The following is a 19,622-nucleotide window of genomic DNA, read 5'->3' as shown; positions in this document are numbered from 1 at the left end:
GGCCCAAAACGCACAGGAGAGCCATGAGTCTCAATACGTTGTGGCGACGACTGATACGGCGACCGATCGTATTGGTGATCATCATCGCCTTCGCTGCCGTTGCAGGATATGCGGGATTTCAGAGCACTAACGGCGAGGCCCAGAGCCAGATGTCCGTCTTGGTGGTTCCGCCCTGGTACCTCGAAGACGCATCCGTGCCGAACCCGATGCTGAACCTCACCGACCGAACCACCCAGTTGGCAAGCACCTTGGTGGTTGCGCTCCAGTCCAGCGACGCCGCGGCCTTCGTCGAGGGCGCCGGCGCGACCGGTTACTCGGTGACCAACCTGCGGGACAATCTGCGGTTTCCCGAGCCCACCTCCGTGATTCAGTTCGACGTGACGGGTCCTGACGAGCAGAGCGCACATGCCGGGGCGCAGAGGTTGGCCATCAAGGCAGGCCAGATACTCAACCAGTTGCAGATCGACGCAACGGTCGGTGAACCGACGAACATGGCAAAGCTGCAGGAGATCGTGCCTCCGCAGGACACGTCGTCGGGCGTCGGCAAGCAGCAGGTACGTGCTTCAGCCAGCTTCGCTGCGGCCGCGCTGATCGCCGGTCTGCTCTTGTCGTGGGGTGTCGACGCCATCCTTGATCGTCGACGTCGTTCCAGGACAGGCGATCTCGATGACAAGGGTGCTGCGCAAGAGCGCCAGGACGAGCCCCAGGAAAAAATCGCTCACCCGCTTGCAGAAGACGCCCACCCGCCGCTCGAAGAGAGCACTCGCCAGCTGGTGAGGAACGGACACTACGTCCAGGAGTCAGCTGGCTGGTCGGAGTGAGCGCACAGATGAAACCATGATCAGTTCATCGCATGGCGTGAATCCGTGGCATGTCGGGATGGCCGTGTTCTTCATCGTCGGCTTCCTGTCACCGTTGTGTTCGAAGTATGGCGCAGCACTCGTGGAGCGACGCCGCTCCATACGATTCGCGCTCGGCTGCAAGGGATTACCAAGATGACGACGGGACATGCGGGCGGTACGGTCGACGTGCTGCCGCCAGAGGTTCGCTCACCCCGAACCGAAGTAGGTTCGTGGATATTGACGGTGGCCGCATTCCTGCTGATCGCGTTGCGGCAGACGGACTTACTTCCGCTCGTTCCATTGGGTCTCAGCCCGGCGCGCTTCATTTTGATTGCAGGGGCGGGCTTGTGGGTGCTCACCCGTCTGATGGGGCAACGGTCCGGGTACCGGGTGGCAGCGCTAGGCCCGATTCTGACGATCTATGCACTGAGTGTGATCGTGGCCTATGGCGCCCAGATGACGCGTCCGGCGCAGGCACCCAACACCGATCCGATCTTCGTCGCTCAAGTTCTTCTCGTGTTGGTCGTCCCCTTCTTTCTGAGCATCATTCACGGATATGACGGGTTGCTGCGAGTCATCAGGGGATTGGTTGCCGGTGGCGTCGTGAGCGCGACGCTGGCGCTCCTGACGAGTCTCACCGGCAATGCGGACGGTGTCCAGCTGCGCATTCCTGGGCTCGTCGATGGGGCGGGCATCCCGTTCACGGTCGATGACGTATTTCGCGGGGGCATGATCCGGGCGCAGGGAAGTGCCTCTCACCCACTGGAACTCGCATGTGTGCTAACGGTGATCTTCCTCTTGGCGCTCGCCGTGACACTCAGCCTGCGGGCCGAAGGTAAGCGTTGGTGGCCCTGGGCCGTGGCTTCGGCCGTCATCGTGGCCGGCGTCGCCGTCACTCTCTCCCGTTCGGGTGCAGTCGGGTTGGTGATCGGACTCGCCGTCATGGCGTGTTACTGGCCGATTCGTCGAACGCTGGCCGTGTTCGCGGTAGGCGGTGGGCTCGTTACCGCCGCGGTCCTGTTGCAGGTGCCCTTCATCTCCAAGTACGTGACGATCTTCAGCGCCGACAGTTCGGTCGCGCAGCGGGCAGCCGTGACGAGCGCTCTGCCCTTCGACATCACGCCGTTCGGCATGTACGCACGCGCCGCCGGTGGAAGCTCTTCCGGCGCAGGAGTGCCGACGCTGGATGATCAATACCTCAAGGCGCTCTCCGAAACGGGTGTCTTCGGTTTACTCGCCTATCTGCTGCTGGTCGGCATGACGCTCGTCCTTGCGTTCCGAGCGTTCAGGAATGCGCGCGGGCCGCAAGGGGACGCACGACATGCCCAACTGTTCATCGGCATCGCCGCGGCGTTCTCCGCGTACACCGTGGTGAGTCTGTTTCTCGACATGGCCGGCTTCCTGCAGATCTGGACGTTGATGTGGGTGCTGATCGCGTTGTCGGCGGTGGCATACCGAATCTCACGCCCGACGGGCAGCGATGCCTCGAGCCTGGACAGGTCGCGATCCGAACCTGCTCGCCTCGGGCAGTAACCGACTGAAGCGTGTCCGATGGACACGCGTGAACCAGGTGGTGATGGCGCTCGAGGGCGACTGTCACCACGGTGCGGCGAGCACGAAGCTGCCTGCTGGCGTTCTCCGAAGCCACGGGCGTCAATCACTCGACCCGAGCCCAACCCTGACGTCCAGGTCGCGGAGGCCGCTGGAGCGGGCCGTGGGCGACCGGATCAACTGCCGCGGAGCATCTTTCGCAGACTCCTCCGGGCAGCGCCTAGCTTTGCCCGGCTGCGGTCCTTTGCGCGCTTCAACTGCACGCCGGCGGTATCGGCTGCCATTGCCAGCTTGAAGGTGGCGCGCGTCGGATCCACTGCGCGGTAGCAGCTGGTGATGCCAGCGAAAGTATGGGTGCGGACGAAGCCGGCGGCACGGAGGCGATGCTCGATGTCGTAGATGTCGTGGTACAGATGCCACTGCGAGCCATGGTCGCCGTCCCGGCGGATGTCGAAGTTCGCGAGCAAGTAGCCGCCGCGGCGAACGGCGCGATGCAGGTCACGGGCCGTCGCGTCGAAGTCGGTGACGTGTACCAACGTATCGAGCGCGGTGATGACGTCATAAGCATCCGTTGGCAGTTCCTCGGCCGTCAGATGAATCTGTGGCGCCAGTTCGCCGTGCCGTTCCATGCGCCACGCGGCGTACTTCAACAGCGGGTCGGAGATGTCGGCCAGCGTGGTGCGAAAACCGAGGCGCATGAACAGTTGAGCGGTCGTCCCCGTGCCGGAGCCGAAATCCAGGTGGTCGCGGCCCGTCCCCATGTTTCTCGCGAACCGCGCGGCTATCACGGAAGCTGGATAGCCGTCGCCCGTGGACTGCAGGTACGCGTACCACATGAGGTCGAATGCCCAGGATTGGACGGACTGATAGAACTCTTGGATCCCTTCGGGAGTGGAGCGATCAGCGGCGGCCCACTCCTCGACGCTCCAATCCTCCCAGTGCAGGCAGCGCTTCAAGCATTCGTCGGCGGAGTAACCGTGGTACTCCGATAGCTCCTGCAGTATCGAGGTACGCACATCCTGATCGCCCACTGTCAGCACGGACCGATAGGTGGCCATTTCGGGACTCTCGAGGGCCACCGCGATGTCCGGGTGCCAGGCCCGAGTGGGCAGCGGGTTGAGGGTCGGATCGACGTGAACGCCCTGCGACGGCCGCGTGTGGTTCTCGGGCAAGGCGGTTCTCCTAGAGGCGGCGGCACGCGTCGATGAACCTGACGTCAGGGTGAGTTCTTTGAGTCGAATACGGCGTCCCTTGCCGACGTATCGCAGATTGGCCTTAAAGCTTCCGAAACGCTTCGATCTCAGTTCGCGAGGTGTTTGAAGCATCATCTTGGGAAGTGCCGCAAGGGTTCTCAGCCAGATGGCGAAGGCCCACAGGCGTAGTGCCGAGCCCAGCGTGTCTGAGCGGATGAGGCTTGAGAGGACCCACAACTTGTCGAGCGTGGTCGTCCCGGCGAACTGGTCGGTCGCTGAACCCGCGTGGTGCCAACGCACCGAGAGTTCCTTCTCGACGAATGCCGCCTCGCTGCGACACAGGACCCGTAGCCAGGTGTCGATGTCGGACAACTGCGGCACTTCTGGGGGGAGGCCCCCGGCCGCGAAGAGGGTCTCTCGTCGCAACATCACCGTCGTCGGTTCGCCGATCGGGTTGCCGTTTCCGCCCGCGGTGAGATATTTCCGGACGAGATCTCGCCCCTGGTTGACCGGAGACAGTGGTTGAAGCGGACCATCGAGAATTCCGTAGTGCTCCTTCCACCAGGTGTTCGTCGTCTCGACGCGTCTCCGCGCGAAGGCCATTCCCACGTTCGGCGACTCAAAGGCCGGTACCAGCGACTCGAGGCATTGAGGGAGCAGCCAATCATCGCCGCCGACGAACTGAATGAGGTCTCCGCGAGCGATGCGCAGGCATTTGTTGTGGTTGCCGATCATGCCGAGGTTCGTGTCGTTGCGGACGAGTCGGACGCGCGGATCGGTGAACGCCGCGACTGCCTCTGCCGTCCCGTCGACTGAATGGTCGTCGATCACGAGGCATTCGAAATTCGGATAAGTCTGCGCGAGAACACTTTCGATGCATCGCTCGATCGTGTCCACGCTGTTGTACACGGGGATGCAGACGCTGACTTTCGGCGTGATAACTCCCTCGTCAAGCCCTTTGACCGACGGGCTGTCGACACACTCTTGGCGCGGGGTGCCCTCTACAGGACCCCGTGGCTGACTGGCTTCTGATGTAACTTCCACGGCGGTCGCCCTCCCCAATCTGGTGTCGGCCAGCATCCCCACCTTGGCGTAGGGAATATTAGGAGGATTGCCAAAAATGCGCAACCCGTCACGCAGCGAAGGTCGACCATCGATGAACTACCAGGTAGAAATAATAAATGAATACTAGCGCGAGCGTTAGTTAGTTAAGCGAGATGTCCTAGCAGAGGACAATCTAGCTAATTTTATGTCGAGTGTCCCACGCCGAGATCGGAGGCGGGCGCCTGCCGCCTCAGACGACGTGTTCCGTCCTCCTGGCCAACCCCATGTCCCCGAGGACGTAATCACGGCCGCAGGGGCATGCCAAGCTCTCGGGCAAGCGCAGACCGCATTCGCAGGCCCATCCGATGATCCGCCCCGGGTTGCCGACCACGAAGGCATACGGAGGGACGTCGCGGGTCAGGACCGAGCCGGCCCCGGCGAAGGCGTGTTCGCCGATCGATATCCCGCACACCACGACGACTCCAGCCCCCAGGGTCGCGCCACGTCGAACGAGCGTCGTGCTCAACTCGGCCCCGCTTCGCTTGATGGAGGCGCGAGGATGCAGGTCGTTCGTGAAGATCACGCCGGGACCGAGGAAGACGTCGTCCTCCACCGTGACGCCTTCGAAGAGCAGGACGCGGTTCTTGATCGTCACGCGGTCGCCGACGATCACACCGTTCTCGACGTAGGCGTGATTGCAAATGTTGCATTCATTGCCAACCTTTGCGCCATGGAGCACGTGAGCGAACGCCCAGATCCTGGTCCCGCGCCCAATCTCTGAACTTTCGCAAAGTCCGTGTGGATGCACGAAGACCTCGCCACGCCCTATTTCAGTCATATAGTCACCACCGTCAGTTCATCGGATTACCGAGGTCGCAGCCAGATTATCACTCTCAGGGTTGGCGTGAACGGCCGAGGGGCTTTACAGTGTCCGTGTGAGTTGGTGCAGATTTAGCGAAGATTCATATGTCCTGCCGACTCGATTGGGGGAATGACAGGATGAAGCAGCGATATCGAATTGCCGTCATCGGCGCGGGCTACTGGGGACCGAAGCTGGTGCGCAACTTCGGTAGCTCTCCAGACTGGGACCTCGTCGCGGTGTGTGACCTCGACGAGCGTCGGGCCAGGGCGATAGTCGGGCCGCGTTCGACGGTGGAGATCGAGACGTCCGTCGAGCGACTGCTCGCTCGCGATGACATCGACGCGGTGGCGATCGCCACTCCGGCGGACAGCCATGCCGCGCTCACCTTGGCAGCCTTCGACGCAGGAAAGCACGTCGTCGTCGAAAAGCCGTTGGCCCCGTCCTCCGCCGAAGCGGCAAGGATGATCGAGGCCGGTGCTGCGGCCGGACTGACGCTGATGGTCGACCACACCTACTGCTACACCCCGGCTGTCGAGTACATCCACGACATCATCGCCAAGGGCATTCTCGGTCACGTCCTCTACGTCGACTCGACCCGGATCAACCTCGGCCTCGTCCAGCCAGACGTGGACGTCTTCTGGGATCTGGCTCCACACGATCTCGGCATTCTGGATTACGCCCTTTCTGGTGCTCTGACTCCCGATCACGTATCCGCCACCGGCGCCGATCCATTGGGCGCAGGGAAGGCCTGTATCGGGTACGCGACGATTCCGCTCGGCAACCGGGCCGTGGCGCACGTAAACGTAAACTGGATGTCGCCGACCAAGATTCGGCGAATGGTCATCGGCGGCAGTCACCGCACCTTGGTGTGGGATGACCTCAATCCGCATCAGCGGGTGGCGATCCACGATCGTGGAATCGACCTCGCCGCCAGTCGCGACGTAGGTGACGTGGACAAGCGGCGTACCGCCGCAGTGTCCTACCGACTGGGTGACATCACCGTTCCTGCCCTACCGGAGACAGAGGCGCTGTCCTCGATGGTGACCGAGTTCGCCGCGGCGATCCGGGAGCAACGGCCACCGCGAACCGACGGCATGGCGGGATTGAGGGTGCTTTCGGTACTCGAAGCGATCTCGGAGAGTTTGACTGGTCACGGCCAGCCGGTGCGCCCCGTACAAGCGGACTTGCTGCTGAACGGTGTGCTCTCGTGAGCAATCTAGCTGGCGCGTCCGTTCTGGTGACCGGCGCAGCAGGCACCATCGGCTCGACCGTCGTCGATCAACTGCTCGACGCGGGGGTCGGGCACGTCCGGATCCTGGACAACCTGGTACGCGGTCGACGCGAGAATCTCGCTGCTGCCCTCGAGGATTCGCGTACGGAGTTGGTCATCGGAGACATCCGCGACGTCGACGTGGTGCACGACGTCACCAAGGGCTGCGACCTCGTCTTCCACCAAGCGGCGATCAGGATCACGCAGTGCGCCGAAGAACCACGGCTGGCGCTGGAGGTTCTCGTCGACGGCACGTTCTCGGTACTCGAGGCGGCAGCGCAGCACGGGGTCGACAAGGTGGTCGCGGCGTCGTCGGCCTCGGTTTACGGAATGGCTGAGCAGTTTCCCACCGGCGAGCGGCACCATCATCACAACAACGACACCCTCTACGGGGCCGCGAAGAGCTTCAACGAGGGCATGTTACGTAGCTTTCACGCGATGAATGGCCTTCGCTACGTGGCCCTGCGGTACTTCAACGTCTACGGCCCGCGCATGGACGTGCACGGCCTCTACACCGAGGTTCTGGTCCGCTGGATGGAGCGCATCGCAGACGGTCAGCCACCGCTGATCTTCGGCGACGGGCGTCAGACGATGGACTTCGCTTACACGGAGGACATCGCGCGCGCCAATGTGCTTGCGTCCGCGAGCGACATCACCGAGGGTGTCTACAACATCGCGAGTCAAGTCGAGACCAGCCTCAACGATCTCGCCAAAGCGCTGTTGCGAGTCATGGATTCAGACCTGTCGATCGAGTACTTGCCACCGCGGGCGGTCAACGGGGTCGTGCGCCGCCTCGCCGATACGTCCGCCGCGCGGCGCGATCTCGGCTTCTCGACGCAGGTGTCGCTGGAAGAGGGTCTGCGCAGGCTCGTCGAATGGTGGGCACCGCAACGTGATTCGATCGCATTCTCGAGGTCGGCGCCCGTCTGATGGATCGCATCAACGTCATGAAGCCGTGGCTCGGCGCCGAGGAGGTCGCGGCCGTCACGACGGCGATCGAGTCGGGCTGGATCGCCCAAGGTCCGCGCGTCGCCGAATTCGAGACCGAGTTCGCTCGGAAGATGTCGGCCAAGCAGGCTGTCGCGCTGTCCAGTTGCACCACGGCACTGCATCTCGCGCTGGTCCTCGCCGACATCGGTCCCGGTGACGACGTCGTCGTTCCCTCCCTGTCCTTCATCGCCACCGCGAATGCCGTCGTGTACGCGGGTGCTCGTCCGGTCTTCGCCGACGTCGACCCCGTCACGGGAAACGTCACGGCGAGCTCGATCGAAGCGGCGTGGACGTCCGCTACGCGGGCGGTCATCGCCGTCGACCAGGGCGGTGTCCCAGTCGATCTCGGGCCGATTCGCGAGATCTGCGATCCACGGGGGATCGTCGTCATCGAGGACGCGGCCTGTGGTGCCGGGTCGCGCTACCTCGGTCAACCGGTCGGCGCGGCCGCCGACGTCGCGGTGTGGTCATTTCATCCGCGCAAGATCCTGACCACCGGTGAGGGTGGAATGCTCACCACCAACAACGTCGAGTGGGCCGACCGGGCACGCCGGCTACGGGAACACGGCATGAGCGTGGGCGCCGCCGAGCGTCACCGCAGCACGTTGCCGCCCGCCGAACAGTATCTGGAGATCGGTTACAACTACCGGATGACCGATCTGCAGGCGGCCATCGGCCTCGTCCAGTTGGGCAAGCTCGACACGGTGATCGCGCGGCGACGCGAACTGGCAGCTACCTACCAATCGCAGTTGGCGGGCGTACCCGGTCTCCGTTGTGTGGCCGACCCGCCAGGAAGCCAGGGGAACTACCAGTCCTTCTGGATCGAAGTCGGGCCGGACTATCCCACCGAGCGCGGGCAGTTGCTGGAAAAGCTTGCTGCCTCCAACATCTCGGCCCGCCGCGGAATCATGGCGGCGCACCGCCATCCCGCGTACGCAGGCCGGGCCTACGGCGACGCCCAACTGTCGGTGACCGAACACCTCACCGACCACACGCTGATCCTGCCGATGTACCACGAGATGACCGACGACGAGCAGCAGCGGGTCATCCACGAGCTGCGCCAGTTCTGACGAAAGCGACCCGGGGGTAGAGGACGAATGAAGGTACCGCTTGTCGACCTCGTCGCACAGCAGCGCGAGATCGCAGACGACGTCACGCCACGAATCCTCGAGATCCTCGAGGACGCAGCCTTCATAGGCGGCGCGGCCGTCGCCGAGTTCGAGCGTAGATACGCGGAGTACATCGGCGTCGAGCACGTTGTCGGTGTCGCCAACGGAACCGACGCAGTCGAGTTGGCGCTGCGGGGGGCAGGCGTCGGGGTGGCCGACGAGGTGATCCTGCCTGCCAACACCTTCATCGCCACGGCCGAGGCGGTGAGCCGCATCGGAGCGAAGCCGGTTCTCGTGGACGTCGATTCCAAACGCCTGCTCATCGATCCACTGCTTGCCGAGCAGGCGATCACGGCTCGCACGAAGGCAATCGTGCCCGTGCATCTGTTCGGTCAGACCGCCCCGATGGAACCACTGGCGAAGTTGTCCGAAGAGTACGGCGTCGCCATCGTCGAGGACGCTGCTCAGGCGCAGGGCGCACGCCGGTCTGGTCATCCGGCAGGAGGATTCGGTGTCGCCGCCGGGACGAGCTTCTATCCCGGCAAGAACCTCGGGGCCGCTGGCGACGCCGGTGCGGTGCTCACGAACGACGCCGACGTCGCGGCTCGCGTCCGCATGACCGCGGCTCACGGCAGCGATCGCAAGTACGTTCACGACGTCGTCGGGTTCAATTCACGCTTGGACGCCGTGCAGGCCGTGGTGCTGTTGGCGAAGCTGGATCGGCTCACGGCGTGGAATGACCTGCGCCGCGAGGCTGCCGCACGCTACTTCGAGCTGCTGGCCGACGAACCCGGCGTGTGCGCGCCGTCGCCGGATCCGGTGAACGAGGACGTCTGGCATCTGTTCGTGGTGCAGGTCGACGAGCGGGACCGCGTCCTGGCGGAACTGAATGAGGCCGGAATCGGAGCGGGTGTGCACTATCCGACCCCCGTGCACTTGGCGGGCGCCTACGCGGATCTCGGACGTCCGCGTTCCAGTTTTCCCGTGGCCGAATTGGCGGCGGACCGCATCCTCTCGCTGCCGTTGTACCCGCACATCTCGCAGGAGCAGCAGGAGTACGTCGTCGACGTGCTTCGCCGCGCGTGCTCGACTCGGGCCTAGACATGGCGGCCCTGAGGCGCATCGTCGGCAAGGCCCGCGTGCGGCGACACCACCTGGCCGCCGCGCGGATGTGCTGTGAACGGAATGTGCTCGCGATCTCTCGCCGTACGCCAGGTGACGATCGCCCGCGAATCCTCGCCTACCACGCCGTGGGCACTCCCTATGTCGGCAACAACGACGTCGCTCCCGATCGCTTTCGGCGCCAACTCGAGTCAGCGCTGCGCGCCGGCTACACGTTCGTCCCCGCGAGTGACATCGCCGACGGGCAGGCGCCTCGTCGCTCGCTGGCCGTCACCTTCGACGACGGCATCCGCAGCGCGGCGACGACCGCGGCACCCGTCCTGGCGGAACTCGGGATCCCGTGGACGCTCTTCGTCGTGAGCGGTTGGGCCGACGGCGACGCACACGACTGGGCGGGCGACATGTTGATGGACTGGAAGGACGTCGACCGCCTGGCCTCCCAAGGTGTCCGGATCGGCAGCCACTCGGTCACGCATCCCAACTTCTCCCGCCTAGGCACTGATGAAACCGAGTTCGAGCTCGAGGAGTCCCGCCGCGTCATCGAGTCACGGCTCGGGGTGAAGGTCGAGGACTTCGCGATACCGATGGGCCAGTCATGCGATTGGACGCAGCATGCCGCCACCGCGTCGAAGAACGCCGGCTACGTCCGCGTCTACTCGCAAGCCGAGGACACGCGCTTCCCGGGAACGATCGCGCGCACGTTCGTCACCCGGTGGGACAACGGTCCCGTCTTCCGTGCCGCGCTCACCGGTGCGTACGCCGGATGGGAAGAGTGGTACTGACGAGCTGAGGTCGCGGCACCCGTTGCGGACGTCAACTCGCCGAGGACGCTCCGGGCAGGGGCACGTGCGGAACCCCCGGGTTGCCGAGCCGGCCCGCCAGCCAGGCCAACGTGGCGGCCAAACCGTTGGCCGCAGACCACCTTGGATCGCCGTCGTCACTCGCGAGTCGACTCGACAATCTGGGCGAAGTTGAACTGCCACCGCTCGATGATCCGAAAACCGAATCCGTAGGGGATGCGATACACCGGCACCGATCCGAGCCGGGACCCGGTGCCAGTGCGATGCCGCGGTCGCGGTCGGGCAGGGTGTCGTCGCGCTGGGACACCGTCCACAGCACCGTGCATCGACGCACCTGATCCAGCACGGTCCAGATCGGGACGTATCCGTCCCACAGCTGATCGCTCGACGTGGCGGGGGCGCCGCGGCCGGGATCGATCAGGGTGCGATAGGCCGACGGGCGGGCGGCGAGCAGTGGGCGGATGGGTCCCGGTTTCCATGACGTCGTGTTGTCGAGCAGCAGGCAGTCGCCCGGTTTGGCGTGATGGCTGACGACGTCGGCAACCTGGCTGTAGTCCATCCCCTCTCGCTTGTACGGACCCCGTTGCGACAAAGCGTAATTCGGCAAGGCTGCGACGGCGAATGCGACCAGCACACCCGTGATGAGCCACGGTTTGCGGGCCGCCTGCACGACGCAGACGCCGAGCAGCACCGCCATCGCAGGCGCCGTGAAGCAGAGGTAACGCGGGTAGTAGATCGGGGTGCGGACGGCGGAGCAGATCAGGAGCGCGCCGGTGGGTATCAGGATCCACGCGAGCGCGACCACCAAGAGGCGTCGAGTGCCGTCGGATGCGCCCGTCCCGCGGCGAGATCCAGGAGATCTGGCCAACCTGCGTCTCGGCGAAGGCGAGGAACGGGGACGTCGCCGCCACTGCGATGGCTGATGGTCGCGATCCACCGGAGCATCACGGTCTTGCTTCGCGACAACGCGAAGACCGAGACGCCGTGTACTACCACCATCAGTGCCACGTAGACGTTGAGCACGATCGAAACCGTCAGCGCCACAGCGTAGATCGGCCACAGCCACGACCTGCCACGCCTCGCCGCGGCGACCAGGAGAACCGTGAGCCACACCGCGGCCACCGCGGACAAACCCGCCCAACCGAAACTGTCGGTTACGCCGGTGGCGCTCCGGGCGCGACGGGCTCCACACTGCACCTCCTGGGATCGTTCGGGGTCATTATGGTGTTGGTCGCGGTCGGAGGCGTGCTGTCGGGGTCATTGTTGCGCAGGGCCGGCCTGACCAACCATTGCCATTGGACCGGAACAGCGAGCCGCTCGTCATCTCCCACGGCGAACCGTCGGCCACGGGGTGGTTCTCTGCGGCGATGAGCCCGTCCGGTCCAGCGAACGAATCAGCGAGGCTGCACAGCTGCCTCACTCACTTCGTTCTCACTCACGGTGGGGGCCTGTTTGGGCTGGGTACGGCGCCGTAGCCGGTGGCGACGCCGTCGCCGAGCGGGCCGCTTCTCGCCCAGCCCGAAGTTGGAAGCTCGCTATAGGGCAGCAGCGGGGCGCCGCAGTACGGTTCTCCGCGATTTTGGCAACCTTAGAGATTGTTCAATCCGACACCAGTCAAGTCTCTAGATAATTATTGCCATGGCGTGTTTGGCACAGTCAGCTACCGATGCTGAAATTGAATCTGCTCGCACGTTCGTCGACCTGTGGCCCATGCTGATTGGTTCAGCGTCGCGATTGGCCAGCCCGCTGCACCTAGCTCATCCACCAATTACCTCGGCCCTAAAAAACCTGGTTGACTTGGGTTTGTGATGCCGTCACTCCCATGGCTCACCACAACGCAACAGTGATCTAAATGTGATCTATATCATATTTGGCTGAGCTGAAGTGGTCCGCTGGTGATCCTGTGCAATTATTAGCTGGTACCATCACTAGCGAACGTAACAGCCATCGCTAGAATGATCATAGCGTGTAGGAAGGCTGACAAAGTTTGCGACGATCGACCCTGCTGGTGAACTTCGTCGGTCTCGGGAGGGAAGTGGTGTCAAATCTCCTCGTGACACGCTATGAGCGGCTCACATACCTGTCCACGAACCGGCGACCACTCAGGTGCGTCGCCGTCCAGAACTGTCCTGAGCCGGAGTAACGCCATGGATCAGCGTGAGGCGACGCCCATCCCTGCAATCCCTCAACTCGGTAGCGCGGGACGAGAACGACTGCGGCGGGCCGGCGCCCAAGAGACAGTGGGGCCGACTCGCAAATCGGCCGACATGAACGAACTTGTTTTGGAGCCAACCCCGACTCGGTGCGCGGTGGACACACCGAGCGGTGTGTTCGAACGGTCGACGTGGCAGAGGCGATACGTCGCTAAGCTACGGATCAGCGACTTCATTGTGGTATGCGGCGCGGTGCTCCTCGCGCAACGTGCGCGATTCGGCGAAACATTGGCTCCGCCGGGATACGAGCGTTACTACGTGCCGACCTTTTCGGCTTTGTTCGTCATAGCATGGCTGTCGGCCCTGGCCGGATTCCGTACCGCATCCCCGAGGATCGCCGGAACCGGTGTCGAGGAGTATCGGCGGGTGGTCTCCGCGTCTTTCTATACTTTCGGCGCGATTGCCATCGTCACACTTCTGCTCAAGCTTGACATCGCTCGCGGCTATTTGGCAGTAGCGCTTCCCGTCGGGACCGTCGGACTCGTGCTGAGCAGGTGGACATGGCATGCAGCTCTTGCGCGCAAACGGGCGGAGGGCGGATGCCAAACGTCCGTCTTGGCGTTCGGGGAAAGTGCTGCCGTGGCCGATCTCATCAACGAACTGACCCGGAACCGCGCGGACGGCTATCGGGTCGTCGGGGTCGGCATACCGGGTTACGGGCCTCCGAAAGGCGAACACCTGACTGTCAACGGCAGTGAAATCCCCATCGTCGGTGACGAAGCCAACATGCTGAACGCTATCCGCACCTGCGGTGCCGACACAGTGGCGATTGCCGGCACGGAGTGCTTCGGTGTCCGCGGAATCCGCAGGCTCATCTGGGACCTCGAGCCGATGGGCGTTGATCTCGTGGTGACGACCGGAGTCATGGATGTCGCGCTCTCGCGGCTGCTGATGCGTCCGATCGCCGGGCTTCCGCTGCTGCATATCGAAAAACCGCAGTATCGCGGTTCAAAGCGGTTCCAGAAGCGCGCTTTTGACTTCTGCTTTGCGCTGGCCATCCTCGTGGTGACCTCGCCTATGCTGCTCATCACTGCGATCGCCATCAAGATCGGCAGCAAGGGCCCGATCTTATATTCGTCTGAGCGGATCGGAATCGACGGCAATCCCTTCGCGATGCTGAAGTTCCGCACCATGGTCCAGGATGCCGACAAGCAGTTGGCGAGGCTGCTGGCCGCCAACGAAAGCGACGGGCTGCTCTTCAAAATCCGAAACGACCCTCGGATAACCCCCGTAGGTCGCTTCTTGCGGCGATTCAGTATTGATGAGCTGCCGCAGTTCTTCAACGTGCTCCGAGGCGAAATGAGCGTCGTGGGTCCACGTCCGCCGCTGAGGCGTGAGGTTGAAGCCTACGATGTTGAAGTTCTCCGAAGGCTGCTCGTCAAGCCCGGAATCACCGGTCTGTGGCAGGTCAACGGTCGGTCGGATCTGCCGTGGGATGAAGCAGTGCGTTTGGACCTGTCGTATGTCGAAAACTGGTCGATGGTCGGAGACCTCCTGATCATCACGAAGACGCTGAAGGCAGTCCTGCAGCGCAAGGGCGCCTACTGACGCGCCGTGCATTGAGGTTTTCTCAGTAGTTTCCCCTCTGGAGAGTCGGTAGGACGATTGCGGCAGCAACAATCTGTCCGATTCTGGTTGGGCACAGTCTGATTCGCCGAAGACACCGCCAGCGTTGCTTGAGTTCGGCATTGGCGCGTTCCCCGATTGCCCGAATCGCGGTGAGCAGCGTGTTGTAGCTGCGATTGGCGACATCGAGGTGACGGCCTTTGATCGGGCTGTGCACCCCGATCCCGGCCCTTCGGTAGCCCTTGTCGGTCAGGGTCGGCAGACCGTCGGCGGCGGCCTTGTACAGCGCGCCCAGACAGTGGGCGCGGGCAGCGGTGATGTCGTGCATGCTGCCTGGTTCGACCTCGCTCGACCACACCGGGAACCCGCCCGGGTCGGCGAGGATCTGCACGTTGCCGCCCTGGGTCTTGTGCTTGCCCGAGTACCACAGGTGATGGCCCTCGTCGGTGCGCTCGTTGACCCGGTCGATCTCGATCAGCGTCCCGTCCAGCGTCAGATGCGACCAGCCCTGCCCCTTTGCCCGGTCGAGCACGTCGTGCAGGTCGGGTGCCTGTTCGGCGATCACGTCGATCGCCTCGTGCAGGTACCGGTAGCAGGTGGAGATCGCCAGCGCGGGCTCGAAGGCCAGCAGCCGGATCGGGGCGTCGTCGCCGAACCACCGGAGCACCAGTTTGGCCTGCGTGCGCACCGTGCCCGCGCGTCGCCCGGCGCGGGTGCCGATCTCGCGCCGGTGCGCGTGCAGCAGCGCGGTCACCTGAAGCAGGGTTTCCTCGGGGACGTCGCAACTGGCAGGGTAGGTGAACACGTGGGGTCCTCTTGCAGCGGAACGGCTTTCTTGGTCGAAACCGATCCTTGAGCAGGGACCCCACGTCTTGCTCTCACGACACGCCGGAAACTCCAGTCACACCAACCTCACACGCCCCAAGTGAGAAAACCTCATTACGCTCAAGCATCGCAGACAAGCGGGCTCGCGAGGTCCCTGCTGAAGCTTTACTTCAGCAGGGTAGTGGCTGACGGGCCGCCGAAAACACTGGAGAAGAATAGACGCGCTGGTCCGGACAGAATTGACCGATTTCGTCGCTGCCAACTACCTCTTCGGGGATGTCGCGAGAACCCCGAAGGGCGATGATGCGCTGGTCGAAGGGGGAGTCATCGACTCCACCGGGATTCTGGAAGTGATCGAATTCCTCGAGTCGCATTTCGGCATCGAGGTGTCCGAGACCGAGACGGTGCCTCAGAATCTGGGCACCATCTCCAATCTCACTCGATTCGTCACGAGCAAGAAGGCCGTTCGTGAGCCGAGTCTCTAGGCGATAATCCGTTCAGGTCATCAGGGCCCGCGCGATCTCGGGGACATCCGCCGCGAGTTCCGGCGGCAGGTGCAGGTATTCCGTCGTCTTGCGCTTCTGATCAATGTCGCGGAAGACGCGCTGCACCTCCTCGTCCGTCAGCCCGGTGGCGGTCGCGATGCCAGCGATCGGCACGCCGTTGTTCTTCCCGTGGCCTGCGACTGGGGCATTGAGATTGAGTAGGTGTCGGTCGTCGAAGGCCGCGATCGGATCTCCGCCGGTACCCCGAGATGCTCGGCGAGCGCATACACCTGTGACTTGTACAGGTGAGCGATCGGTTTGACGCCGGCCGCGCCGTCGCCCAGTTTGACGAAGAAGCCCTGGTCGTATTCGAGTCTGTTCGGTGTGCCCGACACGACGTAGTTAAGCCGATCGGTGTGGTAGTACTCGAGCATCTTGCGCACGCGCTGTTTGAAGTTGGTGGCGGCGACGATCCCGAGGTACGACTCAGGGTTCAACCGGTGTTTCGTCTGAGTTCCGTCGGGAGCCAGCACCACCACCACCACCACCGATTACAGGCGGAAACGAGGTTGTCCCGAGTTCCGTGGAACTTCGGTGGTGGTCCGGTGAGCATCAGGCTGCGCTCACCGGATCATTGTGCACGACGGGTCCGACAGGTTCGGCGCACTCACGTTCGAGGGCTGCTCGCAGTGTCGGTAGGTGCAGATGACCGTTGACGCGGCGGAACTGCTTGCCGGCCTCGACCATTCCGGCGGCGCACCAGCGCAGCGCCATCTGCCCGTCGCGCCAGCGCTTGACATTGCTCGCGTGTTCGCGGCAGACCGAGATCATCGACTCGATGCAGTTGGTCGAGCGCAACGTCCGCGCCAGCGTCGGCGGTACACCCAGGCGCAGGACCGTGAGGGTCTCATCTAGGTGCGTGGGTCTGTAACGAATCCCCGGGGCGTGGTGGGGTGTCGGTCCAGGTCGAGGACTGTGGGGTGTCGGAATGGCCAGCCGTTTCGCGTGGCGGCGAAACACTTTTGCGGTTCGGGTGGGTCGCGGGGGCCCGCCATACGGGCCCCAGATCACCTCAAGCGGTGGCCAGCGTCGTTGTTCCGGTGTAGGAGAACAGCTTTCGCAGGTTGTGGCAGGCGGCGAGGAGCCGCCATTCGGACCGGGCGGGATCGTGGCCACGCAGCAGGAGCCGGCCCGCTCCCTGGGTTGTCTTCATCTGCCCGAACACTGGCTCGACGATGACCTTTCGCCGGGAGTAGGCAGCCCTTACCCTTCTTCGTGCGCAGCTTGCGCGCCATCCGAGCCTTGGGGGTGGCATTCGTTGGGATCCGGCCCCGCGGCGCATCCGGCACCGTTTCGCCGTGTTTGAGTCGACCCGTGGCGATCAAAGGATCGGTGCCCGCCGCGTGTGCGGCGGCGATGTTGTCCTCGCTGAAATAACCGGCATCGGCGAGCATCTGAGCGGGCGTGGCCCCGGTGTTGGTGATCGTCTGATCGAGCAGGTCGCCTAACGCGGGATTGTCGGCGCCGGAGGCCGCGAGTCGGTCGCGACGATGACCTGATTGGCCTCGTCGACCACCGCCTGAGCGTTGTAGCAGTAGTGGAAGCTGCCGTCGGCGGTCTTCATGATCCGGCTGTCCGGGTCGGTGAAGTTGCGCTGCGCCTTGGGCTGCGGGGTGGCGGACTCCGCGGCCCGCCGAGCCGATTCCTCGGCCACCTCACCGGCCTGACCGGCCTTGGCCGCTTTGGCGCGGGCCTTACCGGCGGCCTGATCTTTCGCGTGTTGTTCCAGGTCGGCCTTGGCTTTGCGGATCTTCGCCAGCCGTGTCTCGCGCCGGGCCAGCTCCCCCTGCAGGTCACCGCCACGATTGTCGACACCGTGGACGGCATCCTCCTGCGCGTCGACACGCTGGGCCTCACCCATCATCTCGGCGACCTCCGCCGCCAGCCGCGCGTGCGCCTCGACCATCCGGTCGTAGCTCATCGCCTTGTGCCGCGAGGCGTTCGCCCGGACCTTGGTGCCATCGAGGGCCACCCGACCCATCGTCACCATGCCCGCCTCCCGGCACAGCGTGAGCACCTCGACGAACAGTGCCTCCAGCGCGTCAAGATGACGGGTCCGGAATCGGGCGATCGACCGGAAATCCGGTGCCGTGTTCGCCGACAAGAACCGGAACGCCACATCGTCATGGCAGCGGGTCTCGATCTTGCGGGACGAACGCACCCCGGTCGTGTACCCGTAGAGCAGCAATTTGAGCATCAACCGGGGGTGATAGGGCGGAAAGCCGCGGGCCTCGGTGTAGGCGGCCAGAAACGGTGACAGATCGAGAACCTCGTCGACCAGTTCGGACACGAACAACGCCAGATGATCGCCGGGAAGCCAGTCCCGCAGCGACGGCGGCATCAGAAACGACTGATCCTGGTCATACAGCCGGAACGTCTTATCGACCGGACCCTGCCCCCGCGCCCGCGGAGACCCCGCCACCCCACAATCGATCTCCAACATCTGATCCCCGGCTGCTGTCACGCTCACAACCCAAGCCTTGTCGATCGCACGCCCAGACAGCAGAACGACACACCCACGACCGCAAGTTACTGACCCACGCACCTAGGCCCTCACGCAGGCTCGCTGCGGCCCCGGGGTGGGTGCGGTCGAGTTCTCCTGCCAGGGCCAGCAGCGCAGCCTCGGCCTCCAACGCCGAGTCGGCGTGGTAGGCGTCGGTCATCTTGCGGCTGGCACTGGACCGAAGGCGTTGCGGCAGATGGTCTTTCACGTTCCGAATCTTATGCAGTTGGCAGCGTTGGATGACCGGGTGATCGAGCACGTCGACCACGGCCTTGCGCAGGGCCTTGGAGCCGTCCAGGCCGACCAGCATCGGGCGGGTCACGTCCAGGCCCCGCTCCCGCAGGTCCACCAGCAGCTCGGTGACCAAGGTCGCGTTCTCCGTGGAGCCCTCCACCAGCGCCAGCGGATGCTTGGTGCCCTCGATGTCAATGCCCAACGCGACGACACAGCAGGACTCGGCGAAGTGCACCCCGTCGATCATCAGTGCGACCAGATCCATCCCGGACAGATCCCGCGACAGCAGCTCGGCCAGCGCGGTTTCAGTCATCGCCACGAACTTGCGAGAAACCGCCGATTTGCTTGTGGCCGAAGATGTTTCGGTGACCTGCTGCCCGACCGGCTCCAGCCCGACCGGGTACCGCCGCGTCGAGAGCCCGGCCAGCATCTTCTCCATCGCCATCTTGCCCAGGATCTCCGTCGAGCTAAACAGCTCATAGGACGCGACCGGCAACTCCCCGGACCCGTCCGCGGCGCGCACCCGTGGGCGGGTCACCGGCACCCGGCGCCCGCCCAGGGTCACCGACCCGCGCTCGCGACCGTGCCGCACCGCGGTCCGCGTCATGTCGTGCTTGCCCTTCGGCCCGGCCAGCTCGGCCACGTCGGCCTCCATCAACGCGGCCATCACCTGCAGGCCGGCGCCCACGGCCAACGCCAGCAGACCCTCCTGCATGTTCCCGGCGATCTCGCCCATCGCCACGCTGACCTGCTCCGGCATCGCCGACACGATCGCGTCCGCGGACTGAATCTGGCTACTCTTCTTCATGGTGGTCCCCTTGCTGTTGGTGTTCTTGGCGGAACGCCCGACACCTACCACACGGCAGGTTTCGAGCGGGGGGACCGCCACCTCGTGCGTCCTGAAAGGGGAGTGTCGGTGATGGAGTAGGTCGCCAGCATGAACCGTGCTGTGC

18 protein-coding genes and 3 pseudogenes are annotated in these 19,622 nt (G+C 64.1%); 10 read left to right on the top strand and 11 right to left on the bottom strand.

Annotated elements, in window-relative coordinates; genetic code table 11:
• Window positions 1-74: 74 nt before the first annotated feature.
• Window positions 75-821: a hypothetical protein gene (locus K9U37_RS13800; protein WP_243072162.1), complete on the top strand. Its 747-nt coding sequence runs from the start codon at window positions 75-77 to the stop codon at window positions 819-821.
• Window positions 822-1,085: 264 nt separating this feature from the next.
• On the top strand, window positions 1,086-2,375 hold the full coding sequence (locus K9U37_RS13795; protein ID WP_243072161.1) for an O-antigen ligase family protein: 1,290 nt from the start codon (window positions 1,086-1,088) through the stop codon (window positions 2,373-2,375).
• Window positions 2,376-2,569: 194 nt separating this feature from the next.
• Here K9U37_RS13795 and K9U37_RS13790 read toward each other — a convergent pair whose 3' ends face one another.
• The 3 genes and pseudogenes from K9U37_RS13790 to K9U37_RS20215 form a co-directional block, all read right to left on the bottom strand.
• Entirely contained in the window at window positions 2,570-4,666 is a 2,097-nt protein-coding gene (locus tag K9U37_RS13790; RefSeq protein ID WP_252393999.1) for a glycosyltransferase, read from the bottom strand.
• A gap of 214 nt (window positions 4,667-4,880) precedes the next feature.
• Entirely contained in the window at window positions 4,881-5,303 is a 423-nt protein-coding gene (locus K9U37_RS13785; RefSeq protein WP_243073373.1) for an acyltransferase, read from the bottom strand.
• Window positions 5,304-5,321: 18 nt separating this feature from the next.
• Window positions 5,322-5,468 (bottom strand): annotated as a pseudogene (locus K9U37_RS20215) (N-acetyltransferase); the annotation flags it as partial.
• 161 nt (window positions 5,469-5,629) lie between these two features.
• Here K9U37_RS20215 and K9U37_RS13775 point away from each other — a divergent pair.
• The 5 genes from K9U37_RS13775 to K9U37_RS13755 are packed head-to-tail and all read left to right on the top strand — an operon-like array spanning window position 5,630 to window position 10,765.
• Window positions 5,630-6,703: a Gfo/Idh/MocA family protein gene (locus tag K9U37_RS13775; RefSeq protein WP_243072159.1), complete on the top strand. Its 1,074-nt coding sequence runs from the start codon at window positions 5,630-5,632 to the stop codon at window positions 6,701-6,703.
• Entirely contained in the window at window positions 6,700-7,692 is a 993-nt protein-coding gene (locus K9U37_RS13770) for an NAD-dependent epimerase/dehydratase family protein (protein WP_243072158.1), read from the top strand. Before K9U37_RS13775 ends, K9U37_RS13770 begins: the two co-directional genes overlap by 4 nt.
• Complete coding sequence (locus K9U37_RS13765; RefSeq protein WP_243072157.1) at window positions 7,692-8,822, top strand: DegT/DnrJ/EryC1/StrS family aminotransferase; 1,131 nt, start codon at window positions 7,692-7,694, stop codon at window positions 8,820-8,822. Before K9U37_RS13770 ends, K9U37_RS13765 begins: the two co-directional genes overlap by 1 nt.
• Window positions 8,823-8,849: 27 nt before the next feature.
• Window positions 8,850-9,962: a DegT/DnrJ/EryC1/StrS family aminotransferase gene (locus K9U37_RS13760; RefSeq protein WP_243072156.1), complete on the top strand. Its 1,113-nt coding sequence runs from the start codon at window positions 8,850-8,852 to the stop codon at window positions 9,960-9,962.
• A 2-nt stretch (window positions 9,963-9,964) separates the two neighbouring features.
• Window positions 9,965-10,765 carry a polysaccharide deacetylase family protein gene (locus tag K9U37_RS13755; RefSeq protein ID WP_243072155.1) on the top strand — a complete coding sequence of 267 codons (801 nt, stop codon included), beginning with the start codon at window positions 9,965-9,967 and terminating at the stop codon, window positions 10,763-10,765.
• A 31-nt stretch (window positions 10,766-10,796) separates the two neighbouring features.
• Here K9U37_RS13755 and K9U37_RS13750 read toward each other — a convergent pair whose 3' ends face one another.
• Complete coding sequence (locus K9U37_RS13750) at window positions 10,797-11,588, bottom strand: hypothetical protein (protein WP_243072154.1); 792 nt, start codon at window positions 11,586-11,588, stop codon at window positions 10,797-10,799.
• A gap of 1,462 nt (window positions 11,589-13,050) precedes the next feature.
• Between K9U37_RS13750 and K9U37_RS13745 the strand changes: the two genes are divergently transcribed.
• Window positions 13,051-14,544: a sugar transferase gene (locus tag K9U37_RS13745; RefSeq protein ID WP_243073372.1), complete on the top strand. Its 1,494-nt coding sequence runs from the start codon at window positions 13,051-13,053 to the stop codon at window positions 14,542-14,544.
• 22 nt (window positions 14,545-14,566) lie between these two features.
• On the opposite strand, the gene K9U37_RS13740 is transcribed toward K9U37_RS13745, so the two are convergent.
• Window positions 14,567-15,367 (bottom strand): transposase family protein, encoded by an 801-nt coding sequence (locus K9U37_RS13740; protein ID WP_243072153.1) that lies wholly within the window; start codon window positions 15,365-15,367, stop codon window positions 14,567-14,569.
• Window positions 15,368-15,626: 259 nt separating this feature from the next.
• Between K9U37_RS13740 and K9U37_RS13735 the strand changes: the two genes are divergently transcribed.
• Window positions 15,627-15,872 (top strand): acyl carrier protein, encoded by a 246-nt coding sequence (locus tag K9U37_RS13735; RefSeq protein ID WP_243072152.1) that lies wholly within the window; start codon window positions 15,627-15,629, stop codon window positions 15,870-15,872.
• 12 nt (window positions 15,873-15,884) lie between these two features.
• On the opposite strand, the gene K9U37_RS13730 is transcribed toward K9U37_RS13735, so the two are convergent.
• The 4 genes and pseudogenes from K9U37_RS13730 to K9U37_RS20070 all read right to left on the bottom strand — a co-directional run bounded on the left by K9U37_RS13730 (window position 15,885) and on the right by K9U37_RS20070 (window position 17,187).
• The gene (locus K9U37_RS13730) at window positions 15,885-16,046 is read right to left on the bottom strand and encodes a hypothetical protein (RefSeq protein WP_243072151.1); all 162 of its coding nucleotides are present in this window, start codon (window positions 16,044-16,046) and stop codon (window positions 15,885-15,887) included.
• A complete protein-coding gene (nadE, locus tag K9U37_RS13725) occupies window positions 16,010-16,408 on the bottom strand; it encodes an NAD(+) synthase (protein WP_243072150.1) in 399 nt (132 codons plus the stop codon). Before nadE ends, K9U37_RS13730 begins: the two co-directional genes overlap by 37 nt.
• A gap of 76 nt (window positions 16,409-16,484) precedes the next feature.
• Window positions 16,485-16,787: pseudogene (locus K9U37_RS13720) on the bottom strand (IS256 family transposase); the annotation flags it as partial.
• Window positions 16,788-16,944: 157 nt separating this feature from the next.
• The gene (locus K9U37_RS20070) at window positions 16,945-17,187 is read right to left on the bottom strand and encodes a transposase (protein ID WP_272888041.1); all 243 of its coding nucleotides are present in this window, start codon (window positions 17,185-17,187) and stop codon (window positions 16,945-16,947) included.
• 43 nt (window positions 17,188-17,230) lie between these two features.
• On the opposite strand from K9U37_RS20070, the gene K9U37_RS20065 reads away from it, so the two are divergent.
• Entirely contained in the window at window positions 17,231-17,380 is a 150-nt protein-coding gene (locus tag K9U37_RS20065) for a hypothetical protein (protein ID WP_272888040.1), read from the top strand.
• Here K9U37_RS20065 and K9U37_RS20060 read toward each other — a convergent pair.
• On the bottom strand, window positions 17,377-18,273 hold the full coding sequence (locus K9U37_RS20060; RefSeq protein WP_272888039.1) for a transposase: 897 nt from the start codon (window positions 18,271-18,273) through the stop codon (window positions 17,377-17,379). The two genes, K9U37_RS20065 and K9U37_RS20060, sit on opposite strands and share 4 nt — an antisense overlap.
• A 181-nt stretch (window positions 18,274-18,454) precedes the next feature.
• Window positions 18,455-19,477: pseudogene (locus K9U37_RS13710) on the bottom strand (IS256 family transposase); the annotation flags it as partial.
• Between the last annotated feature and the right edge of the window lie 145 nt (window positions 19,478-19,622).

It is taken from the genome of Candidatus Mycolicibacterium alkanivorans (genome assembly GCF_022760805.1).
Taxonomy (GTDB): Bacteria; Actinomycetota; Actinomycetes; order Mycobacteriales; family Mycobacteriaceae; genus Mycobacterium; species Mycobacterium alkanivorans.
This window is presented reverse-complemented; position numbering and strand designations above follow the sequence as displayed.